The sequence below is a fragment of the Solibacillus sp. iso_87 genome, from assembly GCF_056173085.1.
Genome location: NZ_CM149656.1, coordinates 1,545,099 through 1,563,651, shown reverse-complemented (window position 1 = coordinate 1,563,651; position 18,553 = coordinate 1,545,099). Strand labels below are relative to the sequence as shown.

17 protein-coding genes are annotated in these 18,553 nt (G+C 37.4%); 5 read left to right on the top strand and 12 right to left on the bottom strand.

The features are described from left to right. Positions 1-11: 11 nt before the first annotated feature. Positions 12-1,067, bottom strand: a complete 1,056-nt coding sequence (locus AC0VXV_RS07675) for a YkvI family membrane protein (RefSeq protein ID WP_475531011.1) — start codon at positions 1,065-1,067, stop codon at positions 12-14. A 330-nt stretch (positions 1,068-1,397) separates the two neighbouring features. Then, positions 1,398-3,392, bottom strand: a complete 1,995-nt coding sequence (locus AC0VXV_RS07670) for a catalase (protein ID WP_475531010.1) — start codon at positions 3,390-3,392, stop codon at positions 1,398-1,400. 253 nt (positions 3,393-3,645) lie between these two features. Between AC0VXV_RS07670 and AC0VXV_RS07665 the strand changes: the two genes are divergently transcribed. Continuing rightward, on the top strand, positions 3,646-4,503 hold the full coding sequence (locus tag AC0VXV_RS07665) for a manganese catalase family protein (RefSeq protein ID WP_350480114.1): 858 nt from the start codon (positions 3,646-3,648) through the stop codon (positions 4,501-4,503). A gap of 100 nt (positions 4,504-4,603) precedes the next feature. Here the strand turns inward: AC0VXV_RS07665 and AC0VXV_RS07660 are convergent, their stop codons facing one another. From AC0VXV_RS07660 to AC0VXV_RS07645, 4 genes are read right to left on the bottom strand one after another with little or no spacing between them, the layout of a single operon-like run. Then, positions 4,604-5,440 (bottom strand): MBL fold metallo-hydrolase, encoded by an 837-nt coding sequence (locus tag AC0VXV_RS07660; protein WP_475531009.1) that lies wholly within the window; start codon positions 5,438-5,440, stop codon positions 4,604-4,606. A gap of 46 nt (positions 5,441-5,486) precedes the next feature. Further along, a complete protein-coding gene (locus AC0VXV_RS07655; RefSeq protein WP_475531416.1) occupies positions 5,487-6,527 on the bottom strand; it encodes a Ger(x)C family spore germination protein in 1,041 nt (346 codons plus the stop codon). After that, positions 6,527-7,573, bottom strand: coding sequence for a GerAB/ArcD/ProY family transporter (locus AC0VXV_RS07650; RefSeq protein WP_475531008.1), 1,047 nt, complete (start codon positions 7,571-7,573; stop codon positions 6,527-6,529). Before AC0VXV_RS07650 ends, AC0VXV_RS07655 begins: the two co-directional genes overlap by 1 nt. Next, positions 7,570-9,108: a spore germination protein gene (locus AC0VXV_RS07645; RefSeq protein WP_475531007.1), complete on the bottom strand. Its 1,539-nt coding sequence runs from the start codon at positions 9,106-9,108 to the stop codon at positions 7,570-7,572. The genes AC0VXV_RS07650 and AC0VXV_RS07645 overlap by 4 nt, the downstream gene beginning before the upstream one ends. A 254-nt stretch (positions 9,109-9,362) precedes the next feature. Between AC0VXV_RS07645 and AC0VXV_RS07640 the strand changes: the two genes are divergently transcribed. Continuing rightward, the gene (locus AC0VXV_RS07640; RefSeq protein WP_475531006.1) at positions 9,363-10,901 is read left to right on the top strand and encodes a glycine betaine uptake BCCT transporter; all 1,539 of its coding nucleotides are present in this window, start codon (positions 9,363-9,365) and stop codon (positions 10,899-10,901) included. Between the two features lie 94 nt (positions 10,902-10,995). Here the strand turns inward: AC0VXV_RS07640 and AC0VXV_RS07635 are convergent, their stop codons facing one another. The 3 genes from AC0VXV_RS07635 to AC0VXV_RS07625 all read right to left on the bottom strand — a co-directional run bounded on the left by AC0VXV_RS07635 (position 10,996) and on the right by AC0VXV_RS07625 (position 13,753). Then, entirely contained in the window at positions 10,996-11,847 is an 852-nt protein-coding gene (locus AC0VXV_RS07635; protein WP_475531005.1) for a cytochrome c oxidase assembly protein, read from the bottom strand. Further along, positions 11,840-12,319 (bottom strand): DUF2243 domain-containing protein, encoded by a 480-nt coding sequence (locus AC0VXV_RS07630; protein ID WP_475531004.1) that lies wholly within the window; start codon positions 12,317-12,319, stop codon positions 11,840-11,842. The genes AC0VXV_RS07635 and AC0VXV_RS07630 overlap by 8 nt, the downstream gene beginning before the upstream one ends. Positions 12,320-12,424: 105 nt before the next feature. Further along, positions 12,425-13,753 (bottom strand): amidohydrolase family protein, encoded by a 1,329-nt coding sequence (locus AC0VXV_RS07625; RefSeq protein WP_475531003.1) that lies wholly within the window; start codon positions 13,751-13,753, stop codon positions 12,425-12,427. Positions 13,754-13,853: 100 nt separating this feature from the next. Between AC0VXV_RS07625 and AC0VXV_RS07620 the strand changes: the two genes are divergently transcribed. After that, complete coding sequence (locus AC0VXV_RS07620) at positions 13,854-14,369, top strand: N-acetyltransferase family protein (RefSeq protein ID WP_475531002.1); 516 nt, start codon at positions 13,854-13,856, stop codon at positions 14,367-14,369. A 55-nt stretch (positions 14,370-14,424) separates the two neighbouring features. Here AC0VXV_RS07620 and AC0VXV_RS07615 read toward each other — a convergent pair whose 3' ends face one another. From AC0VXV_RS07615 to AC0VXV_RS07605, 3 genes are all read right to left on the bottom strand, one after another. Continuing rightward, complete coding sequence (locus AC0VXV_RS07615) at positions 14,425-15,363, bottom strand: ring-cleaving dioxygenase (protein WP_475531001.1); 939 nt, start codon at positions 15,361-15,363, stop codon at positions 14,425-14,427. Positions 15,364-15,482: 119 nt separating this feature from the next. Further along, the gene (locus AC0VXV_RS07610; protein WP_475531000.1) at positions 15,483-16,076 is read right to left on the bottom strand and encodes an NADPH-dependent FMN reductase; all 594 of its coding nucleotides are present in this window, start codon (positions 16,074-16,076) and stop codon (positions 15,483-15,485) included. A gap of 189 nt (positions 16,077-16,265) precedes the next feature. Then, positions 16,266-16,793: a YceI family protein gene (locus AC0VXV_RS07605; RefSeq protein WP_475530999.1), complete on the bottom strand. Its 528-nt coding sequence runs from the start codon at positions 16,791-16,793 to the stop codon at positions 16,266-16,268. A gap of 281 nt (positions 16,794-17,074) precedes the next feature. Here AC0VXV_RS07605 and AC0VXV_RS07600 point away from each other — a divergent pair, with 281 nt between their 5' ends. Together AC0VXV_RS07600 and rsiV are read left to right on the top strand one after the other, a co-directional pair. Beyond that, positions 17,075-17,572: a sigma-70 family RNA polymerase sigma factor gene (locus tag AC0VXV_RS07600; RefSeq protein WP_475530998.1), complete on the top strand. Its 498-nt coding sequence runs from the start codon at positions 17,075-17,077 to the stop codon at positions 17,570-17,572. Further along, complete coding sequence (gene rsiV / locus AC0VXV_RS07595; protein ID WP_475530997.1) at positions 17,565-18,437, top strand: anti-sigma-V factor RsiV; 873 nt, start codon at positions 17,565-17,567, stop codon at positions 18,435-18,437. Before AC0VXV_RS07600 ends, rsiV begins: the two co-directional genes overlap by 8 nt. Positions 18,438-18,553 lie beyond the last annotated feature (116 nt).

Sequence of the window (18,553 nt, the reverse complement as noted above, 5' to 3'; positions counted from 1 at the left end):
TTCATCTAAAATTATCGTGCTTTTTGTCTCTTAATAATAAATGGCGCAGCCACTAAAGCAAGAATAAGGATGATTCCCAAATAACCGATTAGAGGATAAAAATAACTAACTAGACCAGTAAAGCCTACATAACTTGCCAAATAGCCAACAATCATTGTAATCGTAAAGAATGTTTTAAATTTCTGTGTCCCCGATTCCGCAAAACGTGCTGAGAAAGAAAAGAACATTCCAACCGCTGTATTATAAATCATGCCAAATATAACTAATGACATGATAATACCTAGTGTTGGCGATAAATTACTTACAATTCCTAGCATTGGCATGTCCAATGAGCCAACTTCTTCGATTTTCGTGAAAATAGCTAAATGAATTAATAGAATAAGTATTCCTAAAACAAGTCCTCCAACTAATCCGCCTAACGCTGCTGTTTTTGGATTTTTTTCAGCTCCGCCCATTACAATCGACATCGAAGCTCCAACTGCAATGTTAAATGAAACATAATTAATACTGGAAATAAACCAGTTTGGTAAAGTAGTCGGTGTTGCTTGCGCTGCGTCGTTCAACGATGTAAAAGTACCAGTCATCGTTAAAAAACTGTAAATCGCAATAAATATAACAAAAACAATGAGAATCGGCGTAATGCTACCTATAATGGAAACGACCCGATTTACTTTCAAAAACCCTGTTAATAATACGAGTATTGTCATAAGAGTCGTACCTACAAAGACCGGTAACCCAAACTGTTGATTTAAGTTTGAACCTGCACCAGCTAGCATAACGACACCTACGCCAAACAACGTGAAAATAAGAATAAAATCAATTACAGTTCCAAGATATCGCCCGCTAATTCTGTAGATAACATCTTTATGTGATGTCGTTTTTGTATAACTGCCAAGCCATACTAAAAGCATACCAATGCCTGAAAATAGTACCGTTGATAAAATGGCTCCAAATATCCCGAGTATTCCAAAGCTCGTAAAGTATTGCAGTATTTCTTGCCCTGAAGCAAATCCTGCACCTACAATCACGCCAATAAATGCGCTTCCAATTTTCAATATATTTTTCACACGTCTAACTCCCCTTTTAATCCTTCGATCAATATGTATTTTCTTAAAATAATTACTAAGGCTAAGTTCTCCATTTTGAATTCTTCATTTATTATAGCCTTTTTCAGATTTCTCCCTAAATATCCCTCCTCACCATATTAAATTAACTACAATTTTTATATTATAGCACACTATTATTACGATATTTTATTATTCCAAATATTCATTTTTTATTAATTGAGTAGGAAAATAGAGATATAGATTGAAATATAGTTCAATAAAAAAACATTTTTCTCAAAAGGAGAAAAATGTATTTTGGAGTTTGTAATTATTAAACTTTAAAAGAAGAATTCAACCAGTTGCATCTGTTCGGTCAAAGTGGCGTCCTTTTTTCAATGCACCCACAAATTCTGAAATACCTGCTACGACACCAGGTGCATTAGCATAGTCTTTATCTAAAATTTCAGCTGAAGCATACCCTAATGCTTTATAATGGTTGAAAATTTCATCAGCAAATCGTTGTACTTTTCGTTTAGGCACAACACTATCGAAAGTTGCAGCAATAATTAGACCATCATAAAGTACAGGAGACGCAGTTTCCAGCGTGTGATCAATTTCACGCTCACCTATTCTTCCTTGCTTATCGCTAATCAACTCAACTGTAACGCCTTCGTTTTCCAAAGGAGTAATCAGTTCTTCCAAATTGCTGTTTGTATCTACAATAATACCGACTTTTTTCGATTTTAAGAATGGTACCTGATTTTTTAAGATACTCACAGCATCGGATGGCTGTTGATCTGCAACTTGCTGGATTGATTCATCTGGTGGTGTAACACCGATATTTTGTGCAATTTGCTCAGCCATTGCACGGTCGACACGAGCAAACATATCGACTGCTGCTTTGCGGATTTCGATTGTTTCTACTTTCCCCAGTTCAAAACTGAAAGCATTTATAATATGCTGTTTTTCTACATCCGTTTGACTTAACCAGAATTGACGCGCTTGGCTATAATGATCTTCAAACGATAAGCTTCGAGCACGTACTTTGCGTCCTTCGATTTTTTCCTGGTAATGAGCATAGCCGCCTTCTTTTTGCGTCACAACATGCGGTGTATTATTTTGTAAACTGTTTTTCCCGTATGCAACACGGCCTTTATTGATCGTCATACGTCCATAGCCGTCTCGTTGATTATTATGGAATGGGCAAACAGGACGATTGATCGGCAACTCATGGAAATTTGGTCCGCCTAATCGAATCAGTTGTGTATCTGTGTAAGAGAATAAGCGTCCTTGTAATAAAGGATCGTTTGAAAAATCGATTCCCGGTACAACATGTCCTACATGGAATGCTATTTGTTCCGTTTCTGCAAAGAAGTTATCCGTATTTCGATTTAATGTCATTTTTCCGAGTTTGCGAAGCGGAATCAATTCTTCCGGCCAAATTTTTGTCGGATCTAAAATATCAAAATCAAATTTGAATTCATCTTCTTGTGGAATTAACTGAACAGCAAGTTCATATTCCGGATAATTTCCGGCTTCTATATTATCGAAAAGGTCACGGCGATTAAAGTCCGGATCTTTACCAGCAATTTTTTGAGCTTCATCCCATACTAAAGAATGAGCACCGTATACAGGTTTCCAATGGAATTTTACGAAGTGGGCTTCCCCTTTGGCGTTAACAAAACGGAAAGTATTCACACCAAACCCTTCCATCATGCGGAAACTTCTTGGAATTGCTCGGTCAGACATTTTCCACATTGTCATATGTGCGGTCTCTTCATTGCTTACGACAAAATCCCAAAATGTATCATGGGCACTTTGCGCTTGAGGAATTTCATTATGTGGTTCCGGTTTTACGGCATGGATTAAATCCGGGAATTTAATGGCATCTTGAATGAAGAAAATTGGGATATTGTTTCCTACTAAATCATAATTTCCTTCTTCCGTATAAAACTTCGTAGCAAATCCTCGTACATCTCGAACTGTTTCAGCTGAACCTCGTGATCCTGCTACTGTTGAAAATCGAACAAAGACAGGTGTTTGGCGACCTTTCTCTCCTAAAAAATGAGCCATCGTTATATCTGATGCATCACCATAACTTTCAAATATCCCATGAGCCCCTGAACCTCGTGCATGTACAACTCGTTCCGGAATACGTTCATGGTCAAAGTGGGTCATTTTTTCACGAAAATGAAAGTCCTCCATTATTGTTGGGCCACGTTCACCTATCGTTAATGAATGCTCGTCGTTCGTTAACTTTAATCCATGATTCGTTGTTAGCGGCTGACCTTCATCTTTCGTAGTAAACTGTTTCAATTGCTCGACTTTTTTATTGTTTTTCTCCAATTTACATCCTCCTCATTCCAAAAATAGCAAGTTTCACAAGATTAGTTACACTCAACCATCTCTGTTACTTTTCTACCCTATTCTCCGAAAAGTAGTCCTTATAATCTTAAAAGTTTTATTCTTAAAAGTTAGTAACTTCTAACTTTAATTAATAAAAAAATTGGCATGTCTTCTTTTTAATTGAACATAATACTTTCTAAAGGATGTGAAAAATGCATTCTTTATGAAATACCAAAAAGAAGTGAGGGAAACTATGTACTACTACAAAGAAGAACTGATCAATATTATAAAACCGGACAAACCAGATCCGGCAGCCGCCCGAGTTTTACAGGAAATCTTAGGCGGACATTATGGGGAGATGCGCACAATGATGCAATTTTTCTTCCAAAGTTCAAATTTTCGAGGTAAAGATACTCAATTTAGAGACTTGCTGCGCGGTATTTTCTTAGAAGAAATTGCCCACGTTGAGCTTGTTCAAAATACCATCAATCAACTATTGAACGATTCCGGAGAGTCATCTGCTCCCGGTAATAATGGGATGGACCAATCCCCATTGGATGAAGCGGTCCGCCATGCAAATCCCCACCATTTTATTATGGGTGCACAAGCATCATTGCCTGTAGACGCAGCAGGAAATCCATGGAACGGATCATGGGTTTACTCACACGGCAACCTCATCGCCGATTTACTGAATAACCTCGTATTGGAATCTACAGGTGTACTGCAAAAAACTCGAATTTATGAAATGAGCTCAAACCAAACGTTCCGTGAAACGCTAGCATTTTTGATTGTTCGTGATAATGCCCATCAAAACGCTTTCGCAAAAGCACTCGAAACATTAGGTGTAAACTGGGGCAAACTATTTCCGGTACCGAATTATGATATAAACAAATATCCTGAATGTCGTAAATTTGTTGATATGGGTTATCATAACTGTCAATTTAACTTCCGTCTGGACCCGACAAGAATTGGTGAAATTCTTCAAGGACAATCCCCAAGCCGTAATGGTGGAACATATCAGGTAACACCCCCGCCAGTAGGTTTCCCGGTGCCGTTAATGCCGGACATGCCAAATGAGCATAGCCCAGGGTTATATGATTTGAATAATTAATTTCTGCTTGAGCATTTACATCAGACCCACTCTATCTATACACTTCAAAAAATCATCCATTTGCTCATTAGCTGAGTAAACGGATGATTTTTCATACTTATTATTTCTTATTATTTGGCAATGCTATTTGATCAAAATCATTGACCAGTCTACGCAGTCCCTCTGTTAACTCTGATCCGCTCATGGGAACCCCATGTCCTGTAACCGCTACAGAAGGATTTAATGCTGCCAGCTTTTTTACCGAATCAAAAGCGGCGGCCCAGTCCGGCGTCAAATACTTTGGTGGTCCATTCACTTCTTTTTCCTGGGTAAATACTTTATATAATGATTCCTGCTTGACAGTCACAAAAGCATCACCCGCAATAAGTGCCCCATCACGCTCTCTGTACAATGAAACATGTCCAGGTGTATGACCCGGTGTATGAATCCACTTAAATCCTTCCATGAAAGGTACGGTTCCGTCTGGTGGAAGCTCCTGGACAGATTCCCCTAAGTCAATCGCTTCATTCGGGAACATTGGAGACATTTTAGCAACTAACCCGCTATCAACAGTTGGGTCCGGCTCCGGATAATTTTCTAAACCTGTTAAATACGGCAGCTCCAACTTGTGAGCGAAAACCGGTACTTGCCAGTGTTCTACAAGTTCAATAATTGCGCCTACATGATCAAAATGTCCATGTGTCAATATAATAGCTTTCGCTTTTGCATTTTCGCCAAATCTTTTTTCCGCTACAGAAATAATTTCTTCTGCACTCTTCGGCATCCCAGCGTCTATTAAAACAAAGTCGTTGCTGCCAGGAATGCTGTAAAAAACAATGTTTGCAATTTGACTTGTATGGGCATACAAGTCTGGCAATACTTCCTGGCTCACACCACTTTGTACAGATGTAGCAGGAATAAATTTATAATCATCACCGTAATTCATATTTTTATTCAAAATACCACCATCCTTCAAAAATTTTAGTTATGACTTCTGTTGTCAATTACTTTAATATACCCGTTTTCATAATCTCAACCTTTACATTGATTTTTATATCCAACGTAGAAAAATGGTCGCTCCAATCTTTTATGAATAAATCCGGATGAAAAGCTCGGACATGTCTACCAAGTCCAAGTGCATCACATTTAGCTTCCTGCAGTTTTTTCATTACTTCATTCATTTCTTCCTCCATTTTTTCAGTAAGGAATTTTTCAAGTTCTTTTCTCACACGATCATCATTTAATTGATCTTGCGGAAACTCCGAAACGGCAACTTCAATTTTTTCGGTAATTTCTATTTTGTTTCCGGAAACGGTTATATCTCTTTTGGATTTATTAATTTGTCGAATGGTTATTGGACTATCGTTATATAAATAAGAAATCCGGGTAGCAAAACCGAGCGAATTATTTAGGATATTCAGTAAAACGCCTTGCTTGGTACTCAATGTATTACCCGTGAAAGAGTCTTCAGAAAAAAGTGCGATTCCGTCGACAACCGGCCGATTTTCTTCATCCATTTTAAAATACGGCAAAGCCAAATCCTGCGCATCTTCAAATAGTATTGAACCGGCTGTTTGCAGAGTATATGGAATAACTATTGAATTCTCTTCCAGACTAGTAATAAGTCGGTCATAATATTCACCTGCAGTTGTTTGCTTTTGCTCACTTATTTCAAGAAATGGCTTTAAATCTCCTTGAACAATTGCAACTTTTGAAGAAATTGGACTGTTTGCATCACGAAAAAAGGAATCTAAATACTCATACAATTTACCTTTAGCTGTCTCCTCTGAAATTAGAATTGTCGCCAGTCCAGATAAATCGAGTGTTTGCTCAACTTTTAGCTCAGCGTCCATTCTCACATCTCGAGTTGTTAATCCCTTTCCAGTAATCAAAACAGTTTTCATCTCAGCTGTGGTCGCTTCGGGATAGGCATAATATGCGGTCAAATCGCCAATCTCACCTTCGAATCCTGTCAGAGATACTACTGATGAATTTTTATAGAGCCTTTCATCCCAGCAACCAGCGAGTAATAATGATGCAAATATTAAGATGATGTATGGGACTCGGATATAGTTCGCCCCCTTAGTTTATTTACGATTATAATTACAATTGGAAACAGAAACGTAAATATAAAATTGATATAAACAATGTTATCCTTAATAAAATCTAATACAGAGAAACGAATAAGAAAATTAGCGGTAAAACCTATAAGCGCAAAAAAAATAAACTGTTGTAAAATGGGGGCTTTACGTTTTTTTTCAAAATATACCAGCCGCATTACAAGTACATAATTTACGATTGTGACCAACGACCAAGAAAGCCAAATATAAACAAAGAACAAATCAAGCCTTTTCACAAATGTAACCTCTACCGAGTGCAGAATATACAAAATTGGTTCTGGTATACGCTTAATTTCCTCTAGTGAAAAAAACATCAAAGTAAATGTAAGGGACAATAGGTAGAATCCTGTCAAAACTAAAAAGTATAATGTCAGTATTTTCTTGCTAACCTTTTCATTTTTTAATAAATACTTGCGAAGCATTACATACATTTCGGCCCCGCCAAATGCACTGGTGGAGTACAAAAACCCCATCCACCATGTTCCCCCTCGATCATAAAATAGCGGCAGCAAATTCGTTGCATACAAATCCGGAATCGCAACCATCATAAAAATTATAAATAGAAAGAGCATTGGTAACAAAACGACTCCAATATTGACTGCTGTTTCAGGTCTACTGATACTTGCATAAAAGCATACTGATAAAAAGACGAATATTATTACACTCGTTGGTGTATTTGGAAATGCCCATGTCGTTAAAACATACGTTATATATATAACGAAGGCAACAATATAAAATAGCCAATATAAAAGGTAGAGTGTTTTTGTAAAACTATTTAAAAAGAAGTATTTATGCATCCGTTCAAAAAACAATAATTGTAAAAAAAAGATAAGAGCAATTAAGATAAATTGAATCGTTGCATCGCGCTTGCCATGCTCAATAATCGAAGTTTGAAAAGAGGTGTACACAAAACCCGTTTGCATAACGAACATCAATAGAAACAACTGTATTTTCGACAATTTAATCGTCATGCTTTGTCATCCTTTTGTGGTGAAAAACTTGTTGCTTGCTTCTTCGCTTTGTAATAAGGTTTTCGGAAAAATAACTTAAGAAATCCTTTTGGGTCAAATGGAACGATTGGCGATAAGTATGGTCGTTTTAATGAACTTAAATTTAATAAATGAACCACCAATATAAATGTGCCTATAACAATCCCATAAAAACCGAACAATGAAGCCAGGAACATAAACGGAAAGCGAAGCAACCGAATTGTTGAATTAAGCTCAACGGAAGGGACCACAAAGCTTGAAATGGCTGTAAATGCTACGACGATAACCATTAAATTCGATACCAGTCCCGCACTTACAATCGCATCTCCAATGACAAGCCCCCCTACAATACCAATAGTCTGTCCAATTGATTTCGGCAAACGGACACTCGCCTCTCGAATCAATTCAATTGTTAATTCCATTATCATTGCTTCTATTAACGGTCGATAAGGGATTTGATTAATATCCGTCTTTATTTTATTTGCCAGTTCTAGCGGTAACACTTCAAAATGAAAACTAATTATTGCAATATAAAATGCAGGCAAAAAAATAGCAGATAAAAGACTAAAGCCCCGCAGTAACCGATAAAATGTCCCTACAAACACTCGCGAATTATAATCATCCGGTGTTTGATAAAATGAAAAAAAAGTCACTGGACCGATTAGTGCAGTCGGTGATAAATCTGTCATGATGGCGATTTTGCCTTCCAAAATATTTGCAGTAACACGATCTGGTCGCTCGGTACTAAGAAGTTGAGGAAATGGGGACCACACTTGGTCATCTAAATTATCATTTAGTTGTCCTATACTATAAAGCTGGTCAATTTCGATTGCATTTAAGCGATTTTCTACGGTTTTTAACGCTTCTTTATCAACTAAATCATCGACATAATAATAGTAAATAACCGACCTTGTATTCTTTCCAAGTATGATTTTTTTTACAACGAGCTTATTATTTCTTATACGTTTTCGTATAAGCGATATGTTTGCATCAAAACTTTCAACGAATCCTTCATGTGATCCGCGCAAAATTTGTTCATTTTCTGGTTCGTCTGGTGTACCATGTACAAATTCAGGACTACTAAGTCTAATCATTTTTCTTGATTGCAGCAAGATAATAATGGTTTCTCCATCACAAACATAATTAATTAGTTTTTTTTCATCATATTGCTCTGTAGTAATTGTTACAGAATCATCATGAACAAACTTATTTTCATTTTCTGATTTTTCTGAGATTAAATTTCCGCTGTTAATATTTGACTCGCTATGTTCTCCTTTTTGTTCATCGGAATTTTCCTGTTTATTATTTTCTTTTGATTTAACTGATGTTTTGCTTATTTGTTTTAGAAAAAAAAGGTTTCTATCTACTTCATTTTTATTTACAAGCGAAGAATAATAGCATATAATCACTTTTTCATCTTGATTCCAATCTATTTCTTTTACTATGAAATCCGATGAATGGAGGAATTGCTTATTAAGTCGTTTAATTTCCTGCTTTACTTCTATTGTTTGTGTCAACACAACTCCCCCCTTTTTGTCACAGTATAGGAAATTTATAAAAGAGTTATTCACTTTAGTTAAAGTCGGGAAATTTGGGTAATATAAAGAGAAAGCGACGCAATATTTTTTATAACTATTTAATAACGGATTTAATTATTAAAATCCCATTTGAACTAGTCACACCCTATTTTTAGGCTAAAAAATTAATAAAACTTGTTTATTTTTTTCAAACTGGGTAATACATTTATATGGCACTGAACGGAGGTTATAAAATGAAAAAAGTAGGCATTGTTTTTTGGAGCTCATTTACTTTAGTAATGCTGGCTGTACTAGTTGGTGTAATCGCTCCACAAACTTTAGAAAATGTCACCAAGAACATTCAAAATTTACTTACTTATAATTTTGGCTGGTATTATTTATTAGTCGTTGCAATTATTATTGCATTTTGTATTTTCCTCATATTGAGTCCTGTTGGAGCCATACGTCTTGGTAAGCCGAATGACCGGCCGGACTACAGCAATGCATCGTGGTTTGCGATGCTATTTAGTGCGGGAATGGGGATTGGTTTAGTTTTCTGGGGGGCAGCGGAGCCGTTATCACATTTTGCTATTAGTTCCCCACAGGCTCCTGAAGGTTCCCAGCAAGCATTGAAAGATTCATTTCGATACACATTCTTCCATTGGGGAATTTCCGCTTGGGCCATTTATGGTGTAGTAGCATTAGCACTCGCCTACTCCAATTTCCGTAAAGGTGCACCCGGTTTAATAAGTTCCACACTTTTTCCTCTTTTCGGTGAAAAAACAAAGGGTCCTATTGGATATACAATTGATATTATCGCGGTCTTCGCTACAGTAATCGGTGTTGCAACAACACTTGGTTTAGGTGCACAGCAAATAAATGGCGGTCTTTCCTATTTATTTGACCTTCCAATTAACTTTACTGTTCAATTAATCATCATTGTTATTGTTACGGTCTTGTTTATCATTTCCGCTTCAACCGGTCTTGATAAAGGAATCCAATTATTAAGTAATTGGAACCTCTATTTGGCAGCTGCCTTATTAATATTAACTTTATTTATTGGTCCTACTGTTGCCATCATGAACGACTTTACTTCAGGACTCGGCAGTTATTTACAAAACTTCGTACAAATGAGTTTACGTATGGAACCGGGTGATGCGGGCAGCCGTGATTGGATTAACGGTTGGACGATTTTCTATTGGGCATGGTGGATGTCCTGGTCTCCATTTGTCGGCATTTTCATTGCGCGAATTTCAAAAGGACGAACAATCCGTGAATTTTTAATGGGTGTTATTTTAGCACCAACACTTGTTAGTATTTTCTGGTTTGCTACGTTTGGAACGACGGCGATTGAAACATATTTAACAAAAGATGAAGGGCTTGTTGATTTACCGACAGAGCAGCTTTTATTCGGTGTATTTGATCAGATGCCATTCGGCTTTATTTTATCGATTATCGCGCTCTTACTTGTCGCAGTATTCTTCATCACTTCAGCCGATTCCGCTACATTCGTACTAGGAATGCAAACAACATTTGGCTCGATGAATCCATCATTCAGAATTAAGTTGATTTGGGGAATTTTACAGGCTGCGATTGCGGCGAGTTTATTGTTCTCCGGTGGTCTGACCGCACTGCAGAATGCTGCGATAATAGTCGCCTTCCCATTCTCGTTTATTATTTTGCTGATGATACTCTCGCTCTATAAATCATTAATGGCTGAGAGGAAGAAATTAGGTCTCTACATCCGACCAAAAAAACAGCCACCTTCGAATGCTCACAAAAAAGAGGGCTGACATGTTCCAAATGAAAAAGCGCCGCAGATTTGCGACGCTTTTTTTATTTGGAAGAAATTTTTAATGCTATTGTTGATTAGCCGTAACAACTACCTTACTTTCCATGTAGAGCAACCTGTTCCTTCTTATTGAACTCCACTGCAACATTTCTGCCTGGCTTTACTGATTTGTACCATTGCCAGCAGAAAATAATAATAAGGGCGACTTCAATCCAGTCCCCTGCATAGTACATGACCATACTTCCCATTTCCGCCTCTTGCTGTGTAATTCCTGCTGGCGGATTCGCATACATATACTTCGATAATATGTCATGACCAGCGATTGCAATGATTAAAACTGCCGCCCGGAAACGGTAGGAATATTGATGGTAGATCGGATCGAAATAAATAATTGAAATCGTAAATACATAGCCTGCAATGAAAAAATGTAAATGTACAAATAAGGCGACAAATGCATTGTCATGCATGTAAGCGAACAAATCTGTTGTATATAGCAGCCAAAGTCCGCCAACATTTAAAACAGCGGCAGTAATCGGATGCGAAACGAATTTTAACAAGCGACTTTTTAAAATGGACGTCAGCTTACGTGCTAATGTTGTGTTTGCTGATCTGAGCAGCAAGGTCATCGGCTTGGCAATTGCCATAAAAATTGGTGCGACCATACTTAATAATAAGTGGCTTACCATATGTGCCGTAAAGTTTGAATGCGCACTGTTTGCCAACGGACCGACAACTGCAGCGAGTGCAATAACCATACCCATTGTCCAGCAAATTGTACGGAAAATGGGCCATTTTTTATAGCGCTGATTCGTTTTGTTGACTGCGATAATATATGCTGCCAATAAAAATATGAAAACGACCCCGAGCAATAATTGAAGGTTTATTCCAGGTACTGAATGATTCATAGCACTATGTCCATGACTATGCAGCAAGTGTAGGCTATTCATTTGCAGTCTTCTCTTTTAAAGTACTGTTTTTTGATGTGCGGAATAATAGATAAATACCGATGAGTAAAATAATCAGAGCACCGACATTCCACACAATATCGTACACAATGACATTGTCCACGTATCGAATTTGGTGAATTCGCATCCATTTATGTTGAATGATGCCGTCATACAATTGGAATACACCAACCCCTAATAATACGCCGCCAAGCCATCGTTGCAAGATCAGACCATTTCTCCGACGCAGATCAGCAAATAAAAATAACCCTGCTATCGTAGCAAACCAGCTGAAGGCATGAAAAATACCATCCGAGATTAAACCGATATCTGTAGTCGATTTGTCGTAAAAATGATGCCATCTTAACAGCTGGTGAAATACGGTTTCATCAATAAAGGCAATCAAACCGACGCCAAACAAGATTCCTGACCACATGTTCCGGCGTGAAACTTCTATGTCGTTGTTATTTCTCATGTCAATTCAGAGCCCCTTTACGTGTAATTACTTACATCTAATCTCTCCAAATACATCACAACATATTCGATAATAGAAGTTCCCCTCTTAACATATTGAATAAACCTAATTTCCTGCATTTAATCCTTGTTCTTCGAAAGTTTTAATCACTTCTTTCATATAATCGTTCATCTCTTGCTCAGTCGGAATATTTTCAAGCAGCCCAGGAATCGAATACAGGTTCCCGTCCTTTACTATCCGATCGATTTTCATTGTATTTTCAATATCGCTAAGAGGATTTTCATTCAGTACTAATATATCCGCAGTAAAACCTTCTTTTATATCTCCTAAATCCGCTACTTTTAAAGCTTTCGCTGCATTAATTGTAGCTTGCTGAAGGGCTTCCAATGGTGTAAATCCAGCATCAACAAACAACTGAAGCTCCCGATGTAATGCAAAGCCCGGATATGTAAAGATTCCTGCAGGGGTATCTGTACCAGTCACGACAGTGCCGCCCATTTTATAATAGGTATAGGCAATTTTTTGAATTGTTTTCGTTTGAATACCTAACGTATTCTGTCCTTGCTTTGCCTGTGCAGCTTGTTGCCAATACTTAAATAAGTACTCACTGTTTTCAATATGATGAACAACTTCATGTTTCGTTGTCCAATATTGATCTGCTAATTGCATTTGGTCATATAATACTATTGTTGGACAAAGCTTAATATCCTTTATCAACAATTGTCTACATACACTTTCTATTAATTCTTCATCGGGCTGCTCCCACGGAATTGTATCCCAGATTTCTTTAGGAGAATCCATCGCCCACTGTGGGTACATTGCTTGAATAATACCAGAACAATGTTCCAGCCAATCAATCCCTATATGCGCTGCATGAAGTGCATCCACTTTTTTGGAATGAATTAAATCACTGCTTACTTCCAGATTGTGTTTACGTGCTTCATCAACAACTACTTTCATATATTCAGGATCAAGCCAGCCGTAAACTTTAATAAAATGTGCCCCAAGCTCTACTTGCCTGTCCACTTCCTGTTTTGCAAGTTCTGCATTGTCGACATTGATGTTATAGGCAGTATCATCTCCCCATAAGCCTGGGGGACCGTCAATCATACGATCTGCAGAAATAACGCGCGGCTCCAATTCACTTCCATTCGCATCGATAAATGGTTTAAGTTCAATAATGCTTCCTGCAGTATTCCGAACCGTTGTAATACCTGCTGCAGTAAAGTAATTGGCAAAGTGTTTTTTTATATGGACATGCATATCAATCAATCCTGGAATTAGCCATTTATTCGTACAATCCATTACTTCAACATTATCCATTTGAAGATTAGGCGCAACTTTTACTATTTTATTATTTTCAATATAAACATCCTGCCTAGTAAACTCACCTGTTTCCATATTTACTACAAACCCGTCTTTTAATAGTTTCATTTTCAGACCCCTTTAAAGTTTATCGCTATCTTAATTTTAGTTTAATTTAAATATTCTGGAAATGATATAATTTTATTACAATAAGAATGAGGTGAATTGGATGAACCAAATCGGCAAAAAAAGTATAATCAGAAAAGCGAACGAAAGTGATACATCACAAATACTCGCAGTGATGAAAGATGCGGAACAATCAGGATTAATGCTCTTTGCACCGGATGAAAGAAACATGGCGCCCGCTTCTTTAAGCAAATTAATAAATTCCATAAATCAGACACATATATCCGGTTTCTTTATCGCAGAGCATGAGGATGAAATTTTAGGATATCTCCTATTGAAAGCGGAAACGTTATCCCGCACTTCCCACAGGGCACAAATTGCTGTCGGTGTTTATAGTAAAAGTCGCGGTAAAGGAATTGGTACCGCTTTGTTTGACTATATGATTCAATGGGCAAAAAAGTCGCAGCTCCACCGCCTGGAGTTAACGGTCATTGAGTATAATGAACAAGCTGTCCATCTTTATAAGAAAATGGGGTTTGAAGTTGAAGGCGTGAAAAGAAATTCTTTACTGATTGACGGACAATATGTAAATGAACTATACATGGCGAAATTGCTTTAATTATAAAAGGGGTTACTCAAGTAAAACTGAGTAACCCCTTTTCATTATCACACTACTAATCTAACGCTCTAACTTTAATCGGGAACAGCGAATTTTCCAAACGGTCACGGTAATCTTCATATTGTACCGGCAATTTTAGCTGCTCGCCCATTGTTTCCGACGACTCATCATGCGCAAATCCTGGTGGATCTGTCGCGATTTCAAATAAAATCTCTCCTGACTCACGGAAGTAAATGGCATTGAAGTAATGACGGTCTTTTATGTCCGTTACATGCTGACCTTTATCCATCACGTATTGTTGCCATTCTTTATGATCTTGATCGTCGTCTGCACGCCATGCAATATGATGTACCGTTCCGACACCCATTGCTCCACGATTGCCGACTGTCATTTTTACATCTACAATATTGCCGATTGATGCTGTTGCTTTTAATCTTACATAGTCTCCTTCACGGGCAATCTCAACTAGTCCCATCACGTCTACTAATGTATTGACGGTTTCTTCCGGCTGTGATGAATATAAAATTGCACCGCCAAAGCCTTTAATTGCTACATCAGCTGTTATTCCACCAAACGTCCAGCCATTTTGAGAACCCCCATCACGTGCGACAATTTCGAGATGCAAACCATGCGGATCATCAAATTGTAAATAGCTTTCTCCAAATCTTGTTTCTTCATTATACAGTATATTGAACTTTGTTAAGCGTTCTTTCCAGAAATCCATTGCTCCCACTGGTACAACGTATGTCGTCACACCAACTTGACCATCGCCGATTCTGCCTTTATATGCTGCAGGCCAAGGAAAGAATGTAATAATTGTCCCTGGCTCCCCGCCTTCATTTCCGAAATATAAATGATATGTTTCAGGGTCATCAAAATTGACTGTTTTCTTTACAAGACGTAATCCAAGAACACCCGCATAGAAATCGACATTTTCCTGAGGATGACCGACGATTGCTGTAATGTGATGAATTCCCGTTGTATGTTTTTTCATATTCATTTCCTCCATTCGTAAAAACTGAACACAACATTCCATTTGTTAAAACACTCTGTCCAATTTTTATGTAATAAATCTAGCACATGCAATAACATGTGCTAGAACTGATAAATTAATTAACGAATTGTTTTTAAAGCTTTTGACCATGGAATTACTTGGTCCAGCATTTGGTTTACTGAATCTGCCTGCACATCTTTAGGCTTGAAAGTTGTACCGTTTTCGAAATCAGTGAATAATGATAAAGCTGGGTGTACACGCACATCCGCGACAAGTAATTCACCTAAAATACCGCGTAAATGTTCAGCTGCACGTGCTCCGCCAACAGAACCGTAAGATACGATACCCGCTGCTTTATTGTTCCACTCATCACGTAGGTAGTCTAAGGCATTTTTAAGTGCGCCTGTTATAGAATGGTTATATTCTTGAACAATGAATACAAATCCGTCTTGTTTTGCGATTGCTTCAGACCAGCCTGCAGCACCTGACGCATCTCCACCCGGTTCTCCTAGTAATGGTAATTTGAAATCAGCAATATCAATGATTGTATAATTTGCATCGCCACGTTTATCTGCGATTTCTTTTACCCATGCACCGACTTGAGGGCTTACACGACCTTCACGAGTTGATCCTAAAATAATACCGATGTTTAATTTTTCCACTTTAATTTCCTCCATTTTCTTATTTCCGAATAGTTTACTGATGAATCCCATTTCTTACACTCCTTCAATTACCTTGAATTCAAGATATCAATTAAAACTTTGAGGCTTTTATATATTTGTATAAGTATGGATAAATAACTGAAGTTTCTGCCTCAAATTTTAATTTTGTACTTTTATGCATTCTTATCAGTAACGTAAATCATTATTGCCGTTTTGCTGACAATTTATCCTTATGAATACTTACGCAGCAGGGTTTAATTCTAACTCTACTTTAATTTTGATATCTTTCCCTACTAGTACGCCGCCTGTTTCTAAAGCAGCATTCCATGTTAAACCGAAATCTTCACGGTTGATTTTTGTTTCTGCTTCAAAACCATATACTTCTACGCCCCATGGGTTCGTACCTTTACCACCGTATTCAACATCAAATGTTACCGGTTTTGTAACGTCTTTAATCGTTAAGTCACCAGTCACTTTATAGTCATCGCCATCTTTTTCAATGTTTGTTGCGGTAAACTTGATTTTTCCAAACTCTTCTGCGCTGAAGAAGTCTGATGATTTCAAGTGGTTATCGCGATCTTCGTTGTTCGTATTAATACTTGCTACATCCAGTTCAAAGTTGATTGATGCAGTAGTTAAATCCGTTAAGTCTGCCGCTTCCACGTTTGCCGTATAGTTAATGAATTGACCTTTAACTTTTGATACCATCATGTGTTTAACTTCAAAACCAATTGTTGAGTGTGTTTGATCGACTGTAAATGTTGACATTTTATATTCTCCTCCAATTTATCTCGATTTCAAGATATATCCTCAAAATAAAATTTCGAAATTAAATATCTCGAACTTGAGATAAATATAACAAAGGTTTTACTCAACGTCAAGAGGATTTATTTAATTTTTTTAATAAATTTAATTTGTGTTTTAATGATTGTTATCACTTATCTCGGCTAGAATGCTTTTTTATATAAAAAATTTCACTCTTTTTAAACTTTCCAACCACATACCGTCGTCTTATAATTGTCGACAGAGTAAAAAAGGAGCTTCAAGGAATGATGGAAGAATTAGAAGATGCATTTATTACATTTATCCGTACCCAGCAAAATTCGCTATATAGACTCGCGTATAGCTATACAAAAAACGAGCAGGATGCGCTCGATGTGGTGCAGGACAGCATTCAAAAAGGTTGGCTCGCACTTGAAAGACTGACAAATCGGGATCAATTGAAAAGCTGGTTTTATACGATTTTAGTGCGGACGGCAATTGATTTACTGCGCAAACAAAAGCGGATCGAGCTCATTGGAGACGATTCTTTACTGCAATTATCAGAGCAAGATACATATTGCAATCTTGATTTACAGCAGGCTTTGCATCATTTACCTCTGCAGTTGCGTGAGGTAGTCGTGCTGCGTTATTTTGAGGATTTGAAAATCGAAGACGTCGCGCATATTTTGGCGATTCCTCTAAGCACCGCGAAATCCAGGCTTTATAAAGCATTAAAGCTATTAAAAATTGAGCTAGAGACGGAGGAGAATCCGAGCAATGAATGACAAGTTAAAAAATTTAAAAGAACAATATAACAATATACCAATTCCAAAGGAGCTAGAATCGTTAATCGAAAAGAATCTGCAGTATCCTCCTAAGAAGAACAAACGTAAACTGCCCATTTTTTTAACATCAGTTGCTGCGGCGGTAGTACTATTTACAGTAGGCCTGAATACAAATCCAGCAATGGCAAAAAGCTTGGCGGATGTACCAGTTATCGGTCAAGTCGTACAAGTACTTACATTTACTAAATATGAAATGGAAAAAGATGCTTATACTGCAGAAATTCAAGTACCTCAAATTTCGGGTTCATCTGCTGACATCGAGGCATTGAATGAAGAATACGCCGAGGAAGGTAAAACACTTTATGAGCAATTTAAGGCAGATATAGAGGAAATGGAAGCTGGAAATATGTCACTAAATAGCGGCTATGTTATTGAAACGGATACAGATGAAATATTGTCATTTGGACGGTATGTAGAAGTCATTGTTGCATCATCTTCTACTGTTATGAAGTATACGACGATTGATAAAAATGCTGAAACAGTTATTACATTACCAAGTCTGTTTAAAGATGATCGCTACATCGAAATTATTAATCGCTATGTAGAGGAAGAACTGCGCAATAGAATGATTGAAACAGAAGGGTCTGACATGTATTGGATTGGTGGAACAGAGTTTCATGATGAATCATTCGGTGTGTTTGAAGGCATTACGCCTGACCAAAACTTCTATATTACCGAAGCTGGTAAACTTGTGATGTCGTTTGATGAATATGAAATAGCTCCAGGATATATGGGACTCGTCACTGTTGAAATTCCAACAAAGCTGCTTCAGGACGTGCTTGTAAGCAATATATATATTAAGTAATGAAATAAGCAGGTGTATCCTTTTAAATGGCTACACCTGCTTATTGTCTTCTATAGCCATAAAATCGGCTATCCACGATATAGAACTTTCTAAAAACGGGATGAAGTTATTTTCCC

What these genes read in the sequence shown, in the direction of transcription:
- AC0VXV_RS07665 (WP_350480114.1), top strand. Translation starts at nt 3,646, where the DNA reads ATGTACTACTACAAAGAAGAACTGATCAATATTATAAAACCGGACAAA.
- AC0VXV_RS07650 (WP_475531008.1), bottom strand. Translation starts at nt 7,573, where the DNA reads ATGACGATTAAATTGTCGAAAATACAGTTGTTTCTATTGATGTTCGTT.
- AC0VXV_RS07640 (WP_475531006.1), top strand. Translation starts at nt 9,363, where the DNA reads ATGAAAAAAGTAGGCATTGTTTTTTGGAGCTCATTTACTTTAGTAATG.
- AC0VXV_RS07635 (WP_475531005.1), bottom strand. Translation starts at nt 11,847, where the DNA reads ATGAATAGCCTACACTTGCTGCATAGTCATGGACATAGTGCTATGAAT.
- AC0VXV_RS07630 (WP_475531004.1), bottom strand. Translation starts at nt 12,319, where the DNA reads ATGAGAAATAACAACGACATAGAAGTTTCACGCCGGAACATGTGGTCA.
- AC0VXV_RS07625 (WP_475531003.1), bottom strand. Translation starts at nt 13,753, where the DNA reads ATGAAACTATTAAAAGACGGGTTTGTAGTAAATATGGAAACAGGTGAG.
- AC0VXV_RS07620 (WP_475531002.1), top strand. Translation starts at nt 13,854, where the DNA reads ATGAACCAAATCGGCAAAAAAAGTATAATCAGAAAAGCGAACGAAAGT.
- AC0VXV_RS07615 (WP_475531001.1), bottom strand. Translation starts at nt 15,363, where the DNA reads ATGAAAAAACATACAACGGGAATTCATCACATTACAGCAATCGTCGGT.
- AC0VXV_RS07610 (WP_475531000.1), bottom strand. Translation starts at nt 16,076, where the DNA reads ATGGGATTCATCAGTAAACTATTCGGAAATAAGAAAATGGAGGAAATT.
- AC0VXV_RS07605 (WP_475530999.1), bottom strand. Translation starts at nt 16,793, where the DNA reads ATGTCAACATTTACAGTCGATCAAACACACTCAACAATTGGTTTTGAA.
- AC0VXV_RS07600 (WP_475530998.1), top strand. Translation starts at nt 17,075, where the DNA reads ATGATGGAAGAATTAGAAGATGCATTTATTACATTTATCCGTACCCAG.
- rsiV (WP_475530997.1), top strand. Translation starts at nt 17,565, where the DNA reads ATGAATGACAAGTTAAAAAATTTAAAAGAACAATATAACAATATACCA.